Here is a 16,506-nt window from a genome sequence, read left to right as displayed (position 1 = left end):
TTAGAGCCCCTCACACACGTTTTGTGACGGATCATCCAGGAAGGGCGCGAACGGGCAATTGATATAGCGCAGACGCACTTCGCGCGAGCCGACCTGAACCACGATCCTGTCGGCCCGAATGTCCTTGGGCGCATTGTTGATCGTGCCTGTGCGCACGCCGGCATTATGGAGCCCGAGGAAGCTGATCATGTCATCCTGATCGATCCCGTCGCCCGAAACGCCAATCCCGCCGATAAGCTGGTTACCTCGGTAGACCGGAACCGAGCCGGGGAAAATCTGTATGCCATTGCCAAGACGCGGTGCACCGGCCACTTGCGGAAGCTTGGTGCAACCACGCGCAGTATCCGTCGCCGATGCGCCGGTAACAAAGGCCAAATGCTCGGCCAAGTTTTGCAGCACAAGGGCGGATTGCAAACCAGTCGAGAACGGATTGAACTGTTCAATCGGGCGAGACAGAGGGCCATTAGGTGTGCCCACTTCGCCATCGGGGAAGAATGGCCGCGCAAGGTTACCGCCGGACCTGTCTGCAAACGCAAACGTGCCGGTCAGAGCATTGGGATCACCCAGGAAATCGCGAACGCGCTGCACATATTGCGGCACTTCAAGGTCGCCAGCCAGAAGCTCGTCAGCAGCAAACGGCGCCGAGAAGAAATTGGCGGTGCGCGCCTTTTGCAATGATACGTCTGAACCAAAAATCGGCGCATCGGCAGAGCGCACAATCCCAAGGATCGCGCCGCGCGTATCGACCAGGCTCAAAGTCACTTGCGCCTGACTGTCCAATGGCCTGCGAATTTGTGCGCGAGACCGGCTTATGACGATAAACGCCTCTTCAAGGATCGCGGTCGCCTCATCCTGCGATATCGGATTGCCGACTTCCGCCCCATCGGTGCCGGCGCGAATGGGGAAGCGGTTGTTGCCTGCACCATCCGACATGACAAATGCACCCCCGAGGGAGAATTCTGCGCCCGTTGCAGGGCGAATGCCGGATGCCTCGGTGCCATACGCTGTGCCGGCAATAATTGCGCCCGCGCTATAGCCGTTGATAGGCACCAAAGAGCCAGCCGTTCCCGCAAAGCTTGCCCCTGAAACACTCGTCAGAGCATTGTAGGTCGCATCGGTGTAACGAAGGCTTGTGCCGTCTGCGGAAATACGATCGGCGCGGATTTCAACCGGCGCCTCGAACCCGACTGTTCCGGCAAGCGCGATGAACTCGTCCACGTCATTATCGACATCAAGAATATTGGGATCGAAGGTGTAGTCCGGGTCTGCCGCAACGCCTATTCCGCCCACAACAACGCCGTTCTTGTACAACGGGAAGCCGCCCGGATCAGCCGAGAGCCCCAGAGGCGAACGCTTGGGTCCGATCAGACCATCAACAGCGCGGGCCGAAAAGTCGGAACAGGGAAGCTGGCTGAACTGCACGCCGAACAACGGCCCGCTTTCAAGCCCAATCGTCGTTGGCGATGGGGGAAAGTGCTCTTGCACAATCTGCGAAGCCACACGGGTGGAAAACGCATTGCCAGCGCTCGACAGATATGCGCCCGTAATCGCCTTTGCGATTGCCGAGCCTGCGGCGGGCACATCCAGCCCCTGAATATCGACATTTTGCCCGTTCGGAGCGCTTGGTATCCTAACAGTTGCGCGCGCGCCAGGCATGACGAATACGCCAAGCACATTGCCCACTCGGTCGGTGACTGCAATGGTGGCCGCCTGCCCTTGCGAGCTCGCCTGGGCCGCTGCCTGAGCGATGATTTGCTCGACCTCGGATACGCTGAGACTTTCCTGGGCGGGAGCAGCGAACAAATCACCTGGAGGCGCAGGGGTCGGCGTTGGCGCAGGGGGCGGGTTGGTCGACGTGCCTCCACCGGCAGGCGTCGAACCACCGCCGCCGCCACACGCCGAAACGGTAAGCGTAAGGGCGAGAAGCGGCACTGCCACCAGAGATTTCCATCCCGTCGATTTACGTCCCCCCGGCATCGTTATTTCAACCTTCGAATAGAAGCCAATGCCGAGGCAAGTGCTGTACGGAAGTCAGCGGGCTTGTAAGAGTTGGGCTCTTCAACCGCCTTGTAAGCCCGGTTGATGCTTGCGCGGATACTCGCAGCTGCCCCAGGGGTGACGCGACCATTGGTCACAAGACCATTAAGAAGCGTATCAACCGCCATCACGGCCTGAACCGAACCCGAGTAATCGGTGAAACGCGGCCGAATTGCATTGTTGCCGATAATATCGATGACGCGGAATGCATCGGCATTGCCATAGGCACGCTGGCTCAGCGCGTTGGAAAGCGCACCCGCCCTTTGCGACAAAGCCCGCGCCGCAGCCCGAGGATCGCCGCCGTTGCCGCCAAGCGCACTATGAAAGCTGCGGCTTGCTTGCTTAAAGTCATCGGCCTTGCCCGGAACAAGAGCGCCAGCAACAGCCGAAAGCATGATGATATTCTCATCATTGAACGGCGCGTTACCAAACGGGATCGGACGACCTGGGTTTTCCTCAAATGTCAGACGGCGATTGGACGAATCCTGAATTTCTCTGTGACATGAATGGCAATCAAAGAAGTAGTATTGCGGGAATACGCCTTCCATTGCGAATTTGGGATTGGAGAACAGGCCCGTTGCCCGCTTAACAGCCTCGGCCTGACCGACAGCCCAGAAACGGACCGCATCGGGCGCGCGTTTGCGGCGCTTGTAATCGTCATCGATATTGTGGTGCTGCTGAAGCGCGCTGAACAGGTCGAGCTCGAACGATACACGCGGGTGACCTGCCGCCATCATGGCGTGCGTTACAAACTGTCCCGGCTTGGTCGAACCATAGTGGCAATCAAGGCATACATTGGCGCGAACCTGTGGGTTCTCTAGAGGGGTGAGACCGTCAGCCACATTCGAAGCATGGGTCGCAGGCACAGCATAGTGGCTTGAAAGCCAGCCCTCTGCCGCCCCGTGACAGCTTTCACATCCGACACCATCGGAAAGCTGGAAACGTGCGCCGCGCTTCGCCGCTGGAACGTAAGTTGCGTGACAACCAAGGCAGTCTTTTGCCTGAGTCGCATCGCCCAATCCAAGGCTGCTCGCGATTTGTTGGCCGCGGCGTCCAGCAAGGACCGCATAAGCGCGGCTGTGCGCCCCGCTGGGGGAGGATGGCTCTTGCCAGGTGGCGATTTCATCCTGACGGACAACGGCGCCATTGCCTTCTGCACGGCCATGGCACGTCGAGCCCGCGCACGAAGCCACGCCCTCAAAGCCACCATCGCCTGAAGCGGATACCGACGGAAATATTGCAAGAAGCCCGAACGCAGCAACCACCCGCAAGGTGGCGGCACTGATGCGGCGCAGCGGGGAAAGGAAACCCCAAATTGGCCCCACCCCAAGACTCGGCTTTAATACTGTCATCTCTTCCCCCCCAGGAGATGCGCTAACTTTGCCTTTTTTGGCAGATGGCGCAAGTCCTTCGTCTCACGCCTGCCCCTAAACTTCATCCAACCCCGATATTTTTCAGCCGATATCTCAAAACGGCACCGTCCGCGCCTGGCCATCGGGGCTCGTACCAATGCGCCTTCACAGAGCGCATAGCACGTGTGCATTTTACAAATACAACCTCTCAAGCTTTCAAAGAGGATGCAACCGTCAATCGGCTATAGGTGCCAATTCAACGGAAAAAAGTGATGGAGAACACAAAAGCCCCAAAGCTTATCGCTTCGGGGCTTTCGTTTTTAGTGGGGCTTTGCCCAAATCGTCTGCGTGCGATTAGCTCGCCAAAGCGATGTGACGCTTCATATGGTGATCGATGTTGCCGAACTCGGAATCAAAGATCGTCAGGCGCTTGAAGTAATGCCCGATGGCATATTCATCGGTCATGCCGTTGCCGCCGTGGATCTGGATCGCTTCCTGCCCCACATGGTGCGCCGCTTGAGCAACGCGGACCTTGGCAGCGGACACCGCCTGCTTGCGCTCGCGCTCGTCATTATCGAGACGCAGCGTTGCGAGGTAGGTCATGGAGACCGAGCATTCATACTCGGTGTACATATCGACCATGCGGTGTTGCAGCACCTGGAAGCTGGCGATTGGAACACCGAATTGCTTGCGCTGCTTGGCGTAGTCGAGGGTCATTGCGTGGGCGACCTTCATTGCGCCGCAAGCTTCTGCGCATTGAGCCGCGATTGCTTCGTCCGTGACCCGTTCGATCAGAGGAAGCGCATTGCCTTCCTCGCCGATCAGAGCATCTGCGGACACGCGCACGTTCTCCAAGTAGACTTCGGATGCGCGGCGACCATCGACTGTGGCGTAATCGCGCGTGACCACGCCTGCCGCTGACTTGTCGACCACAAAGACCGAAATGCCTTCTTTGTCTGTTTGCGAGCCGCCTGTGCGAGCCGTCACGACAAGGTGGCTGGCCCAAGGCGCGCCGATGACAACCGCCTTGTGACCGTTGAGGACGTAGTCGCCGCCGTCTTTCTTGGCTGTGGTCTCGAGGTTCGCAAGGTCATAGCGCCCGCGCGGCTCTGCATAGGCAAAGGCGAACACCCGCTCACCAGAGACGATCCCGCCGATATGCTCTTCCTTTTGCGCCGCCGTGCCAGCGTGCTTCAAGAAGCCGCCTGCGCACACAACCGTGGGCACGAATGGCTCGACCACTAGGCCTTTGCCAAACTCCTCCATGATGACCATGGAATCAATCGCGCCGCCCCCAAAGCCGCCATCTTCTTCGCTAAACGACATTCCAAGGATGCCAAGCTCAGCGAGTTGACCCCAAACGGCTGTGCTCCAACCGGCTTCGCTTGCGATCAGCTGTCGGCGCTCTTCCGGGCCGTATTGCTCACGGACCATGCGCGACAGACCATCGCGGACCATGTCCTGTTCTTCAGTGAAATTAAAATCCACTTGGTTCTCTCCCTAGCCTTCGTGCCTTAAAGGCCGAGGATCATTTTCGTGATGATGTTGCGCTGGATTTCGTTTGATCCGCCATAGATCGAAGTCTTGCGCATGTTGAAATAGGTCGCGGCTGAATGCTGAGCGTAGTCGGGGCCGATTGGATATTCGTTGGAGCCGATATCCGCGATCGAACCGTACATTGGCGTGCCATAGGAACCCACCGCCTCAAGCGTCAGTTCGGTAAGGCGCTGCTGGATTTCAGTGCCTTTGATCTTGAGGATTGAGCTTTCAGGGCCCGGACCTTTACCGGCTTGCTCACCAGCAAGCGTGCGAAGCTCGGTGATTTCAAGCGCGGCCAGATCAATCTCGAGCTGGCTGACTTTGCGAGCAAAATCAAAGTCTTCTATCAGCGGCGCGCCATCCTGTGTTTCATTGGCAGCGATTTCGCGCAGTTTCTCGACGCCGCGCTTCGACCGGGCAACGCCAGCAATCCCGCTACGCTCGTGAGCGAGAAGGAATTTCGCATAGGTCCAGCCCATGTTCTCGGTGCCGACGAGGTTTTCGACCGGCACACGCACATCGGTGAGCCATGTCTCGTTGACCTCATAGCCGCCGTCGATGAGCTTGATCGGCTTCACTTCGATACCCGGCGTTTTCATATCGACGAGGATGAAGGAAATGCCTTCCTGGGGTTTCGCCGCATCCGGATCGGTGCGGCACAGGAAAAAGCCCCAATCGGCGTGCTGTGCAAGAGTGGTCCAGGTTTTCTGGCCGTTGATCACATAGTGATCGCCATCACGCACAGCCGTTGTCTTGAGCGAGGCAAGGTCAGAACCAGCGCCGGGCTCTGAATAGCCCTGACACCACCATACGTCGCCGGAAAGAATGCCGGGAAGGTGCTGCTGCTTCTGCGCGTCATTGCCGAATGTGTAGATCACCGGACCCACCATCGACACGCCAAACGGCAGCGGCATGAACGTGCCGACACGCGCGTTTTCTTCAGACCAGATATAACGCTGCGTCGCGTCCCAGCCGGTGCCGCCATATTCGACCGGCCATGCAGGCGCTGACCAGCCTTTCTTGCCCAAAATCTTGTGCCACGCGGTCATGTCTTCGGGCGACATGTCTTCGCGGTTGCCCATGCCCTCAAGGTGCTTGGGGTGGTTTGCTTCGATAAAGGCGCGCACTTCTTCGCGGAAGGCGTTCTCTTCGGGCGTGAATTCCAGATTCATGCTCTCTCTCCAAAAGGCTTTGTGGTTGCGCCTGTCCTGCCACACCTTACGTAAACGTCAAGGGCTGTTTCGTCGCATTTCAGGCATGAGATGTTCACTACAAAGCAACGGGCGTGTTGCATCTTTGGATGCAAGCTAGCACAGGGGCCTGAAAGCCGTAAGGGAAGCGGGCAGGTTAGAGCAGCGGGGCGACACGAAACATGATCTCAAAAACATTTCTAACCGCTGATGGACTACTCGAAGATTCCTTCGTGCTCGGCGACCAGATTATCGAATCGGGATTTCACCCCACTCACATCGTAGGCATCTGGCGCGGGGGCGCGCCTATCGGGATCGCGGTGCAGGAACTGCTCGAATATCGCGGGTTCCCATGCGACCATATTGCAGTGCGCACCTCGTCCTACACCGGGATCGACCAACAGGACAAAGTGGTGAAGGTTCTGGGCCTCAACTATCTTATCGACAATCTCGACCGAGAGCATTCGCTACTCATCATCGACGATGTGTTTGACAGCGGCCGCTCCATCGAAGCGCTGTTGCGAGAGCTTGCCACCAAGTGCCGCCGCAATCTGCCCGAGACGATCAAGGTTGCGACCGTATATTTCAAGCCTTCGCGTAATCAGACCGATTTAAAGCCCGACTTCTTCGTCCATGAAACCGATGACTGGCTGGTCTTTCCGCATGAACTGCAAGGCCTCACGCCAGAAGAAATCCGCGAGCATAAAACGGCCGCTGGCGTTGTGCTCGACAAGAATTAGGCGAACCCGCCCAAAGCAAAAATCACGCTCACAATTGCCGCACTGGTGAAGTTGGAAAGCGTTCCGGCAAGCAGCGCTTTGATGCCGAGCTTTGAAATCTCGGCCTTGCGCTCTGGCACCGCCGCGCCCAGCCCCGCGATCAGGATCGCAAGCCCGCCGAAGTTTGCAAAACCGCACATTGCAACAATCAGAGCAATCTGTCCCGCTGCGCTGAAATTCTCCATATTCGGCGCGAAATTGGCATAGGCGAGGAATTCATTGAGCACGACTTTTTGCCCAAGGTAGACCCCCGCCTGCGTCGTTTCCTCCCACGGCACACCGATAAGATAAGAGACAGGCGCAAACAGATATCCGATTAACAGCTCAAGGCTAAGCTGAGGCCAGCCGAGCAATCCGCCGATACCCGCCAGAATGCCATTGAGAAGCGCAATGCCAGCGATAAAACCGATCAGGACGGCAATGACGCTGAGCATGATCTGCATGCCCAAGGTCGCGCCATCGGTTGCCGCTTCGATCAAGCTTGATGCGTTAGAGAGGCTAGCGGGATTGGCATCGTCATCCTCGTCCAGATCAAACGGTTCGCCGGTTTCAGGCACCAACATCCGGCTGAACAAAATGCCCCCAGCAGGCGCCATAAAGGCAGCTGTAAGCAGCAAATCGCTGCGAATACCCAGCGCGGAATAGGCGACCAGAACGGTCCCAGCGACGCTTGAGAGGCCGAGCGACATCATCACGAACAATTGCGCTCGGGAAATCTTGGGCAGATATGGCAAAACCGTCAGAGGGCTTTCGGCCATACCGACAAAGATGTTGGCTGCCCCGCAAGTGGATTCGAGGCGCGATGCTCCGGTGAGGAACCTCAACGCTCCGCCTATGATGCGAATGACCCAAGTCATCACGCCGATATGGAACAGGACCGCCATGATAGTCGCGATAAAGATGATAACGGGGAGCACCTGAAAGGCGAGGATCAGACCGTCGGCCGGGTCTGCTAAAGGACCGAACACAAAGCCGATCCCCGCATTGGCGTAAGAGATCGCCTCCACCACTCCGGCAGAGAGCCCTTGCAAGATTGCCTGTCCTACTGGCGTCACCAAAGCGAGCACGGCCACCGCAATTTGTAACGCAAGAGCGCGGGCCGCGTTAAGGTAGTGGATGCTTCCCCGCGCCTCGGAAAAAAGGATCGCAACACCGACCAGAACGGCAATTCCTAAAAGGCCAATCAGCGTATTTCTCCTGTGTGGGCAGGCAAGTGAACCTTGCTCGCTAGACGCCAAATTGCCCCAACTTTGTGTCAGCCGCGATTGCCTCGGTAATACAATCAAATTGGTCAAGCACTTCCTTGAAGCCTTCCCATTGAAGCTCGCGATTTTTGACGATGTGCTGACCGCTGACAAAGACATGGTCGACATCTTCGCGGCCCGACGAATAGACAAGGGCTGCGTAGGGGCTGAAGACCGGGCGCATATGCAAACCCTTCGTCGAAACGACAATGACATCAGCGTTTTTGCCCGGTTCCAGAGAGCCGGTGTAATCGCTCATACCGGCCGCCTTCGCGCCCAGCCTTGTCGCGAGGGCTATAGCGTCACGATCACTGAGTGCGCCCGGTTTGCCAGAGCTTACCGATTGCAAGTTGGCCGCAAGCCGCATCGCCTTCCACATGTCGAGATCATTGCCGCTGGACGGGCCGTCTGTGCCCAAACCAACGGAAACTCCCGCCTCCAAGAGATCGCACACCCGCGCAATGCCAGAGGCGAGTTTGGCGTTGGATTGCGGGTTGTGAATAACGCTCGCGCCCGCCTTCGCGATCAGCGCGATATCGCTGTCGGACAGGTGGACGCCGTGGGCAAGCTGGCAATTGCGGTGGAGCAGGCCGGTGCGCTCCAGCACCTCGATCGGCGTTGCGCCGTCATACCCATCGCGCACCAATTGCATTTCGCTTGGCGCTTCGGAGGCGTGGATGTGGACAGGCAGATCAAGTGCCTCGGCCATACCGGCAAGCTCGGTCAGCTTGTCTGCATCAAGGGTATAACAACCATGGGGCGCAAGGGCGGGAAAGACGCCCTGCGCATCGCGGTGCCGTTCAGCAAACGCCGGAGCAAACTCGGTTCGCATGGGCCATTCGCTGAGGTCATCAAAGCCGGGAAACGCCACGAAGACGGGCCCTGCCACAATCGACATATTGAGCGCTCGCGCGGCCCGGATCGTCTCGTCCGGATACCAGTACATATCGACAAAGCTGGTGATCCCGCCCAGTGCCATTTCCGCGCAGGCCACCGATGCGCCGATATAAACCGTCTCGGGCGAGACATATTCGGTCTCTGCATGAGTGAGCTTTTCGAGGAAACCATCGAGCGTGACGTTCTCGGCATAACCCCGGAACAAGGTCATCGCAGCATGGCAATGGCCGTTCACAAGGCCCGGCATGATGATGCCGCCCTCTACATCAAGGGTCTCGTCTGCCTGATATCTGGACGCTAGATCTTCAGCGTCACCGCATTCGACAATCTTGCCATCACAGATTGCGACGCCGCCGTTTTGATACTGAGAGAACCCTTCGTCCATTGTCAGGACATGACCGCCAGTGATGAGCGTATCGACGCGGATCATTGCGCGTGGCCTGCGATCCGTGGGACCAAGGTGTTCACAAAGCTTGCAAGCTTGGGCCGGATCAAATCAGCTGCTTCCCAAACCTCTTCGGCATTGGTGACGTGATCATCGTCCAGACTGCTCACCGCCTTGTTGGTGACAGTGCTGATGGCGAGCACTTTCATGCCTGAATGGCGCGCTGCGATGACCTCGGGCACGGTAGACATACCGACAAGGTCGGCGCCAAGGGTCCGCATCGCCCTGATCTCGGCAGGCGTTTCAAAGCTGGGTCCTGTGACAAAGCCGTAAACCCCGCTTTTAAGGTTGAGCCCGGCCTCTCCTGCGACGGCCAATGCCTGTGCGCGAAGCTGTTTGTCATAGGCGTTGTTCATGCTGACGAAGCGTTCGCCCACGCTGTCGTCGTTGGGCCCTCGCAAGGGATCATTTCCGGCAAGGTTGGCAAGGCTCAGGTGATCCTCAACCAGCACGATATCTGTCACATCAAGGTCCCCGCGCACACCGCCTGCCGCATTGGTGAGCAGTGCCGTTTTCGCGCCCAACCTTGCCATGACCTGGATCGGGAAGACAACTTCTTGCGGGGTGTAGCCTTCGTACAAGTGCATGCGCCCTTGCATCGCGACCACCGAAACGCCTGCAAGCTCGCCAACATGCAGCACGCCCTTATGGCTCGGCGCAGTCGAGTCCGGGAAATGCGGGATGGCGCTATAGGGGATCGCGGTGCCGTCTATTGCCTCGGCCAAATCGCCCAGCCCTGATCCAAGGACCAATGCGAGTTCAGGGATGTGGGAAGTGCGCCCGCGGATAAAGGCCACGGCTTCATCAAGCCGTTGCCCCAACGCTTTTGATTGAGACGCCTTCATCTAGCGCAGCACCGCCGTCTTGGCGCCGTCGCCGCCACGGAAAACCAGCGTTTGAGGCGACGTGCCGCGCCCCACATTGACGCTGTTGGTTTGCCTTAGCCAGATATCGGTGAGGACCTGCGCGCGAATGGACAATTCAGCGCCAACACCGGGCGATACGCCCTCTTGATAGACCAATAGGCTAGCGCCTTCGATTTCGGTTCCCAGTACCGCAAGCTCAAGCTCGCGACCGTCCACTGCAATCGTAAAACGCTCTGCGGCATAGCGCGCAAAGGCGCGGCGGCTTTCGACATTGCCTTTGATATCGGCGCTCTTGCTGCCCTGGCGGCGCAGCGCATGTTCGGCATCGTGCAACGGGATCGAGTGTACGACCTCGATCATGCCCGTGCGCGGGTTATGCTCCACACTGGTTATCGCTGCCTTTTGCTGATGTGCAGCCGCTGGAATCGCTAGCGCAATCATCATTAGGGCGGCAATCCAGCGCAGCATTATTGAGTGCCCTCTTCTTCGGCCTTCTTCGCGCCTTGTTGGACTTCTGCCATCAGATCGCGGCCTGCGCGTGACGTGGGATCAGGGCGCTTGAACGCTTCCACCCGGCTGTCGATGATCCGCCTTGGATAGTGATTGTTGTTGATGTCCGCATCCGCCGTCTCCCAATCGGGATCAAGCACAACCTCGGCCAATTCCTTGCCCTTGGGGAAAGTCAAAAGCTTCGACACATTGCGCGAATTGCGACGCCAGATTTCAGCCGGGATATGCAGGCGCTCTTTGGTGCCATCAACAAAGTGCAGATCAAGAATGATCGGCATGACAAGGCCGCCAAGATTGGAGAAGCTAAGCACATAGTAATTGGCGTCCTCTTCCACCGCGCGGTCAAAAACCTGACGCTCCCAATCGTCGAGACCTTCAAGGAAGCTCTCGTACTTCTTGGTATCGCGCGGGGTCACGGTGAAACGGTCATTCTCGTCGTAGAAATCGGTCACACCGGGGTTCTCAAGCACCCAGATCGGCAGGCCTTGTTCGCGGTTCAGGCGTACGCCTACTTTTTCGGGTTCATCCGCCAAACGCTGACGCGCGCGGGCCAGATCAATGTCGGGGTTCTCTGTATCAATCCGCAAGCGGTGGATCGTATCGAGCGAGATATCGACGTGATCAGTGGTGTAGAACCAGCCGCGCCAGAACCAGTCGAGGTCGGTGCCCGATGCCTCTTCCATGGTGCGGAAGAAATCGGTCGGGGTTGGCCGCTTAAACTTCCACCGGCGCGCATATTCGCGCAGCGCAAAGTCGAACCGCTCGCGTCCGATCACCGTATCGCGAAGGATGTGATAGGCCGCCGATGGCTTGCCATAGGCGTTCGGGCCGATGTTCAGCACGCTGTCCGATTGCGTCATGATCGGCACCTGCTGGCTCGACGTCATGTAGGGGATAAGATCGCGCGGAAGGCTGCGGGTCCACTGGACATCGGGGTCCCACTCATAACCCGCAACGCTGTCGAGGAAGGAGTTGATGCCTTCATCCATCCACGTCCACTGACGTTCATCCGAGTTCACCACCATCGGGAAATAGATGTGGCCGATCTCGTGGATGACGACGCCGATGAGGAAGATTTTCTCGCTCTCCGAATAGGTGCGCGTGCCATCATCCTGCAAGGTCGTGCGCGGCCCGTTGAAGGTGATCATCGGATATTCCATTCCGCCCACTGGCCCGTTCACGGATTGCGCGGTGGGATAAGGATAATCGAAGGAATAACGCGAATAGACCTCCATCGTGTGGACCACGGCAGCGGTTGAATATTTGCGCCACAACTCGCCGCCTTCTTTGGGCCAGAAAGACATGGCCATAACAGTCTCTTGCTCCGCGCCCGGCTGCTTGTGCCCTTGCGCGTCCCAGATAAACTTGCGGCTTGTCGCCCAGGCAAAGTCGCGCACTTTTTGCGCGGTAAAGCGCCATGTTTTGGTGCCCGTCGGGTTGGAGCTTTCGTTGGCGAGAGCCTCTTCCGGCGTCACGATAAACATCGGTTTGTCAGCATTGCGCGCACGGGCCAGACGCTGACGCTGGGTCGAGGTCAGAACCGCAGTGGGGTTTGCGAGAACACCGGTGGACGAGACGATGTGGTCATTAGGGACCGTCATCGAGACATCGTAATTGCCAAATTCGAGCGTAAACTCGCCGCGTCCCAGGAACTCTTTATTGTGCCAGCCTTCGTAGTCCGAATAGGCGACCATGCGCGGAAACCACTGCGCAAACAGGAACAGATCATTGCCCCCTTCGCGTGCATCGTCTGGGAAGTGTTCGAAGCCGGAACGGGCAAAGATCACGTTCTCTTCAACGATGTTGTAAGCCCAATCGATGTTGAAGCTAACGCTTTGGCCAGGGCGCAGAGGCGTTGGCAGATCAATCCGCATCAGTGTTCCGACAATGGTATGGCCAAGCGCACGGCCACTGGTGAGCTGAACCCGGCTAATGTCGTAGCCATAGGTATTGTCGGCCAAGGCCTGCTGACGGCGCAGCTCCTCCATAGAGAGGCGCGCAGGATTGCTGCCATTGCCCAGGGAACGCGCAGGCCCACGACGACCCGGACCACCGAATGTATCGGTAAGCTCTGCCATGGAGTCGGTGCGGAAACGGTTTTGATCAAGCTGCATCCAGATCCACGGGAGCGTGTCAGGCGACTTGTTCTTGTATGTGATTGTCGCCCGCGCTGTCAGGCGGCGGCCATCTTCATCAAGCGTCGCGTTGATCCGGTAGTCAGCCTCTTGCTGCCAATATTGGTGCCCGGGCGCGCCTGATGCATTGCGGTACACATTGGGGTCGGCAAGCACTTCGTCCAACTGGCGAAACTTGTCCTCAAAATCGCCTTTGGTCTGTTGGATGCCTTGAGCCAGCGCCGGGGAGGAGAGGAGAAGTGCGAATAGGAGGGCAAAGAGACGCAAGAGAGGAGTTCCTATCGGTTTCGAGTCAGTGGTGAGTGCGGGTACATAATTCGCCGAGCTATCGCAATTGCTCAGCCAGACGCTCCATAAAGCGCGCGCCCTTCTCCAACTGCTCGATGGCGATCCATTCGTTGGGCTGGTGCGCCTGCTCGATTGAGCCGGGGCCGCAGATGACAGTGGGAAAACCGCCTTGCTGGAATTGCCCGGCTTCGGCGCCGTAAGAGACCTTGGCGGGGGCCGAGTTTTCTCCTGTCAGCTTACGGACAAAGGCAACGGCGTCCTCGCTTCCCTCATCACCCAAAGGCGGCGCATCGGCGACCTTCACGAATGTCACGCCCGCTTGGGGAAAGCGCGCTTTGAGCTCGTTGTCGAGCGCCTCGCACCGCGCCTTGAATGGGGCGAGCAGGTCGGCTGAGACAAAGCCAGGAGGGCAGCGCAGGTCGAACTGGAACTGTGCATGCCCCGCCAGGATATTGGCCGCCTCGCCGCCCTTCATCACCCCAATGGTGAGCGTTGGATAGGGCGGGTCAAAGCCATTGTCCGGGTCCGCCTTCATTTTGAGATCGCGCGAAAGCTCGAGCAGAGAGTGCATCAGATCGACCGCGTGTTCATTGGCCGATATGCCGTGATTGACGAGGCTGGAATGCGCCTCGGCCCCGGTCACTTCGACGCGGTACACGCTGATGCCCTTATGCCCTGTGACAAGGCGCATAGAGGTCGGCTCACCAACAATGGCCATGCGCGGTGTGGGCACTTGCTTAGCCATCTGTTCGATCATCGCAGGCGCGCCAAGACATCCGATTTCCTCGTCATAGCTGATCGCGAGATGGATCGGCTTTGAACCCTTCACAAACGTCGGAACCCACGCAAGCGTCAGCGCGATGAAGCTCTTCATATCCGACGTACCGCGCCCATACAGCTTGCCGTCTTTTTCGAGCGTCACCCAAGGGTCGCTCGACCAATCCTGATTATCGACCGGTACCACGTCAGTGTGCCCCGACATGATGATCCCGCCTTCAACATCAGGGCCGACGGTTGCGAAGAGATTGGACTTGGTGCCATCCTCATTGCTCACCCGGTGGCTCGCCACGCCATGCTCAGCCAGATAGCTCTCCACCCATTCGATCAGAGCCAGATTGCTGTTGCGAGAGGTGGTGTCAAAGGCGATCAATTGATCGAGGATGGCGCGTGCGCGAGTCATATCAGTCATGACGCCCGCCTAGCGCACAAGTTGGAGCGGGTGAAGGGAATCGAACCCTCGTCGTCAGCTTGGGAAGCTGCTGCTCTACCATTGAGCTACACCCGCATTTGTACGGATCAAGCGTTTCTATCATGTCTGCGCTTTCGTCAACACCGGTTGTGCTTGGGCAATCTCCTCAATTGTTCTAGGTCCAGTTTCAGGTCTGGGCTCAGGCCTTGGCCGACATCAAACAGGAGCGATCGATGAAGTCCGTTTTGCAAATTGTCCTACCCGCAGGGCTTGGTTTGAGCCTCGCGCTTGCCGGTTGTGCGCAAGAAACCCCTACCGAAACGGGTGCCGAATCCAGCATCGCAACTGACACAGGAGCCACACCGGCGCAGAGCAATATTCGCAATATCAGCGTTGCAGACGCAAACTCGCTTTTGGCGGGCGAGGATGGCGCGGTTGTGCTTGATGTGCGTACCGCGGCAGAGTTTGACGCAGGCCATATCGACGGCGCGGTCAATGCCGATTTCCTCGGCGACGACTTTGTATCGGCAATCGCCGACCTTGACCGTGACACAACCTACATCCTCCATTGCAAATCCGGATCGCGCAGCGCGCGTGCGCTCGAGGTTCTGAAGGAAGAAGGCTTCACCAGCGTTGCCCATCTGACCGATGGTTATGACGGATGGAAGGCTGCCCAAGAGGCCGAGTAACGGCCCTGGCCCCCAGCTTTTGTCCCAGCTCTTTGTCCCAGCTTTTGTCTAGACCTGTCTCCTTCACGATTGTCCTTTCAGGGCTCGCATCGCTGATCATCGCGGTGTGGAGCGTCTCGGGCCTGACACTGTCGCTTGCCACATTGATCGGGCTTCTGGCAGGCTTTGCCCTGTACCACGCAGCCTTCGGTTTCACGGCCCATTGGCGCGCCTTTCTTACGGCGGGTCGCAGCGGGGGCTTGCGGATGCAATTGCTGCTGATCGGGCTGGTCAGCCTCATCAGCTTCCCCCTAATCGCATATGGCGATGCCATCGGGATCAGCGCGAGGGGCTCTGTTGCACCGGTCAGCATTGGCGTTCTTGCAGGCGCCTTCACCTTCGGCTTTGGCATGATGTTCGCAGGCGGTTGCGGGTCGGGCACATTGTTCACCGTTGGCGGGGGCAGCACCCGTATGGTGATCACCTTGAGCGCCTTTATCGCAGGCTCCGTCTTTGCAACCTTGCATGTCCCGTGGTGGCGTAGTCTTCCCAGCGGGCCGCGCGTCGGGCTGGTCGAAGAGGCCGGAGCCTTTGGCGGTCTTGCCATCCTGTTTGCGCTTCTTGGCATCATTGCCTTCCTTTCGGTCCGGCGGGAAAAGGCCCTGTACGGCGATCTTGAATCTCCTCGCGAAACGGGCTCGATCCTTACGGGGCCATGGTCGCTTTTGGCAGGCGCCCTCGCCCTTGGCGTCGTCAGTATTGCGACCCTCGCTCTGCTTGGGCGGCCATGGGGGATTACCTCGGCCTTCACCCTTTGGGGCGCGAAAGTTGGCACATTTGCAGGGATCGACATTGCCAGTTGGCCGTACTGGCAAAACCGCCAAGGCTGGCTCAACCGCTCTGTACTCACCGATGCCACATCGGTCATGAACTTCGGCATCATCGGCGGGGCCATGCTCGCGGCCAATCTTGCGGGCCGCTTTGCCCCCACCTTGCGCCTTTCATGGAGCGATGTCGGCACCGCACTGCTGGGCGGCGTGTTGATGGGGTACGGCGCACGCATTGCCTATGGCTGCAATATCGGCGGCTATTTAGGCGGGATGATTTCGGGCAGCCTCCATGGATTGGTGTGGATGATCGCGGCTCTGGTGGGCAGCGCGTGTGCGCTTAAACTGCGAACGGGACGCGGTTTCCTCATTTCAGGCAAATAGCTGAAAACTTGCGATAATCGGGAAGTTTTGACACACTTGACACACTGTTCAGGGGCAAAAAACCGCTCGATCACAGGCACGCGTTTCAATCGAGGGAAGCGATCAAGGGTAGAGAGGCACGCATAAGGCATCCCATCGGCTTAGAATGTCTGGCAA

General features: G+C 58.2%; 13 protein-coding genes and 1 tRNA gene. 3 read left to right on the top strand and 11 right to left on the bottom strand.

The genetic code is table 11. The features are described from left to right. The 4 genes from AC0V6Q_RS14515 to AC0V6Q_RS14500 form a co-directional block, all read right to left on the bottom strand. Complete coding sequence (locus AC0V6Q_RS14515) at window positions 1-1,977, bottom strand: heme-binding protein (protein ID WP_486169090.1); 1,977 nt, start codon at window positions 1,975-1,977, stop codon at window positions 1-3. A 2-nt stretch (window positions 1,978-1,979) separates the two neighbouring features. Beyond that, the gene (locus AC0V6Q_RS14510; protein WP_486169089.1) at window positions 1,980-3,389 is read right to left on the bottom strand and encodes a multiheme c-type cytochrome; all 1,410 of its coding nucleotides are present in this window, start codon (window positions 3,387-3,389) and stop codon (window positions 1,980-1,982) included. A gap of 354 nt (window positions 3,390-3,743) precedes the next feature. Beyond that, entirely contained in the window at window positions 3,744-4,877 is a 1,134-nt protein-coding gene (locus AC0V6Q_RS14505) for an acyl-CoA dehydrogenase family protein (RefSeq protein WP_486169088.1), read from the bottom strand. Window positions 4,878-4,903: 26 nt separating this feature from the next. Then, complete coding sequence (locus tag AC0V6Q_RS14500; protein ID WP_486169087.1) at window positions 4,904-6,100, bottom strand: acyl-CoA dehydrogenase family protein; 1,197 nt, start codon at window positions 6,098-6,100, stop codon at window positions 4,904-4,906. Window positions 6,101-6,300: 200 nt separating this feature from the next. Between AC0V6Q_RS14500 and AC0V6Q_RS14495 the strand changes: the two genes are divergently transcribed. After that, window positions 6,301-6,858: a phosphoribosyltransferase gene (locus AC0V6Q_RS14495; RefSeq protein WP_486169086.1), complete on the top strand. Its 558-nt coding sequence runs from the start codon at window positions 6,301-6,303 to the stop codon at window positions 6,856-6,858. Here the strand turns inward: AC0V6Q_RS14495 and AC0V6Q_RS14490 are convergent. From AC0V6Q_RS14490 to AC0V6Q_RS14460, 7 genes are all read right to left on the bottom strand, one after another. Beyond that, window positions 6,855-8,135 (bottom strand): NupC/NupG family nucleoside CNT transporter, encoded by a 1,281-nt coding sequence (locus AC0V6Q_RS14490; protein WP_486169085.1) that lies wholly within the window; start codon window positions 8,133-8,135, stop codon window positions 6,855-6,857. The genes AC0V6Q_RS14495 and AC0V6Q_RS14490 overlap by 4 nt on opposite strands. Continuing rightward, on the bottom strand, window positions 8,125-9,468 hold the full coding sequence (locus tag AC0V6Q_RS14485) for an amidohydrolase family protein (protein WP_486169084.1): 1,344 nt from the start codon (window positions 9,466-9,468) through the stop codon (window positions 8,125-8,127). The genes AC0V6Q_RS14490 and AC0V6Q_RS14485 overlap by 11 nt, the downstream gene beginning before the upstream one ends. After that, complete coding sequence (locus tag AC0V6Q_RS14480) at window positions 9,465-10,328, bottom strand: purine-nucleoside phosphorylase (RefSeq protein WP_486169083.1); 864 nt, start codon at window positions 10,326-10,328, stop codon at window positions 9,465-9,467. The genes AC0V6Q_RS14485 and AC0V6Q_RS14480 overlap by 4 nt, the downstream gene beginning before the upstream one ends. After that, on the bottom strand, window positions 10,329-10,817 hold the full coding sequence (locus AC0V6Q_RS14475; protein WP_486169082.1) for a DUF6702 family protein: 489 nt from the start codon (window positions 10,815-10,817) through the stop codon (window positions 10,329-10,331). After that, entirely contained in the window at window positions 10,817-13,261 is a 2,445-nt protein-coding gene (locus tag AC0V6Q_RS14470; RefSeq protein WP_486169081.1) for a M1 family metallopeptidase, read from the bottom strand. Before AC0V6Q_RS14470 ends, AC0V6Q_RS14475 begins: the two co-directional genes overlap by 1 nt. Before the next feature lie 58 nt (window positions 13,262-13,319). Beyond that, window positions 13,320-14,471, bottom strand: a complete 1,152-nt coding sequence (argE, locus tag AC0V6Q_RS14465; protein WP_486169080.1) for an acetylornithine deacetylase — start codon at window positions 14,469-14,471, stop codon at window positions 13,320-13,322. Window positions 14,472-14,493: 22 nt separating this feature from the next. After that, window positions 14,494-14,567 (bottom strand) — tRNA-Gly (locus tag AC0V6Q_RS14460). A 137-nt stretch (window positions 14,568-14,704) separates the two neighbouring features. Here AC0V6Q_RS14460 and AC0V6Q_RS14455 point away from each other — a divergent pair. After that, window positions 14,705-15,160: a rhodanese-like domain-containing protein gene (locus AC0V6Q_RS14455; protein WP_486169079.1), complete on the top strand. Its 456-nt coding sequence runs from the start codon at window positions 14,705-14,707 to the stop codon at window positions 15,158-15,160. Window positions 15,161-15,204: 44 nt separating this feature from the next. Further along, a complete protein-coding gene (locus tag AC0V6Q_RS14450; protein ID WP_486169078.1) occupies window positions 15,205-16,350 on the top strand; it encodes a YeeE/YedE family protein in 1,146 nt (381 codons plus the stop codon). Window positions 16,351-16,506 lie beyond the last annotated feature (156 nt).

This window comes from Erythrobacter sp. S227, from assembly GCF_057364925.1.
Note: the sequence above shows the minus strand (reverse complement) of the source record. Positions and strands in the feature narration are given on the sequence as shown.

Excerpts from the sequence above, each read along its gene's own strand:
- AC0V6Q_RS14480 (WP_486169083.1), bottom strand. The coding sequence starts at position 10,328 with ATGAAGGCGTCTCAATCAAAAGCGTTGGGGCAACGGCTTGATGAAGCC.
- AC0V6Q_RS14500 (WP_486169087.1), bottom strand. The coding sequence starts at position 6,100 with ATGAATCTGGAATTCACGCCCGAAGAGAACGCCTTCCGCGAAGAAGTG.
- AC0V6Q_RS14515 (WP_486169090.1), bottom strand. The coding sequence starts at position 1,977 with ATGCCGGGGGGACGTAAATCGACGGGATGGAAATCTCTGGTGGCAGTG.
- AC0V6Q_RS14510 (WP_486169089.1), bottom strand. The coding sequence starts at position 3,389 with ATGACAGTATTAAAGCCGAGTCTTGGGGTGGGGCCAATTTGGGGTTTC.
- argE (WP_486169080.1), bottom strand. The coding sequence starts at position 14,471 with ATGACTGATATGACTCGCGCACGCGCCATCCTCGATCAATTGATCGCC.
- AC0V6Q_RS14485 (WP_486169084.1), bottom strand. The coding sequence starts at position 9,468 with ATGATCCGCGTCGATACGCTCATCACTGGCGGTCATGTCCTGACAATG.
- AC0V6Q_RS14475 (WP_486169082.1), bottom strand. The coding sequence starts at position 10,817 with ATGCTGCGCTGGATTGCCGCCCTAATGATGATTGCGCTAGCGATTCCA.
- AC0V6Q_RS14455 (WP_486169079.1), top strand. The coding sequence starts at position 14,705 with ATGAAGTCCGTTTTGCAAATTGTCCTACCCGCAGGGCTTGGTTTGAGC.
- AC0V6Q_RS14495 (WP_486169086.1), top strand. The coding sequence starts at position 6,301 with ATGATCTCAAAAACATTTCTAACCGCTGATGGACTACTCGAAGATTCC.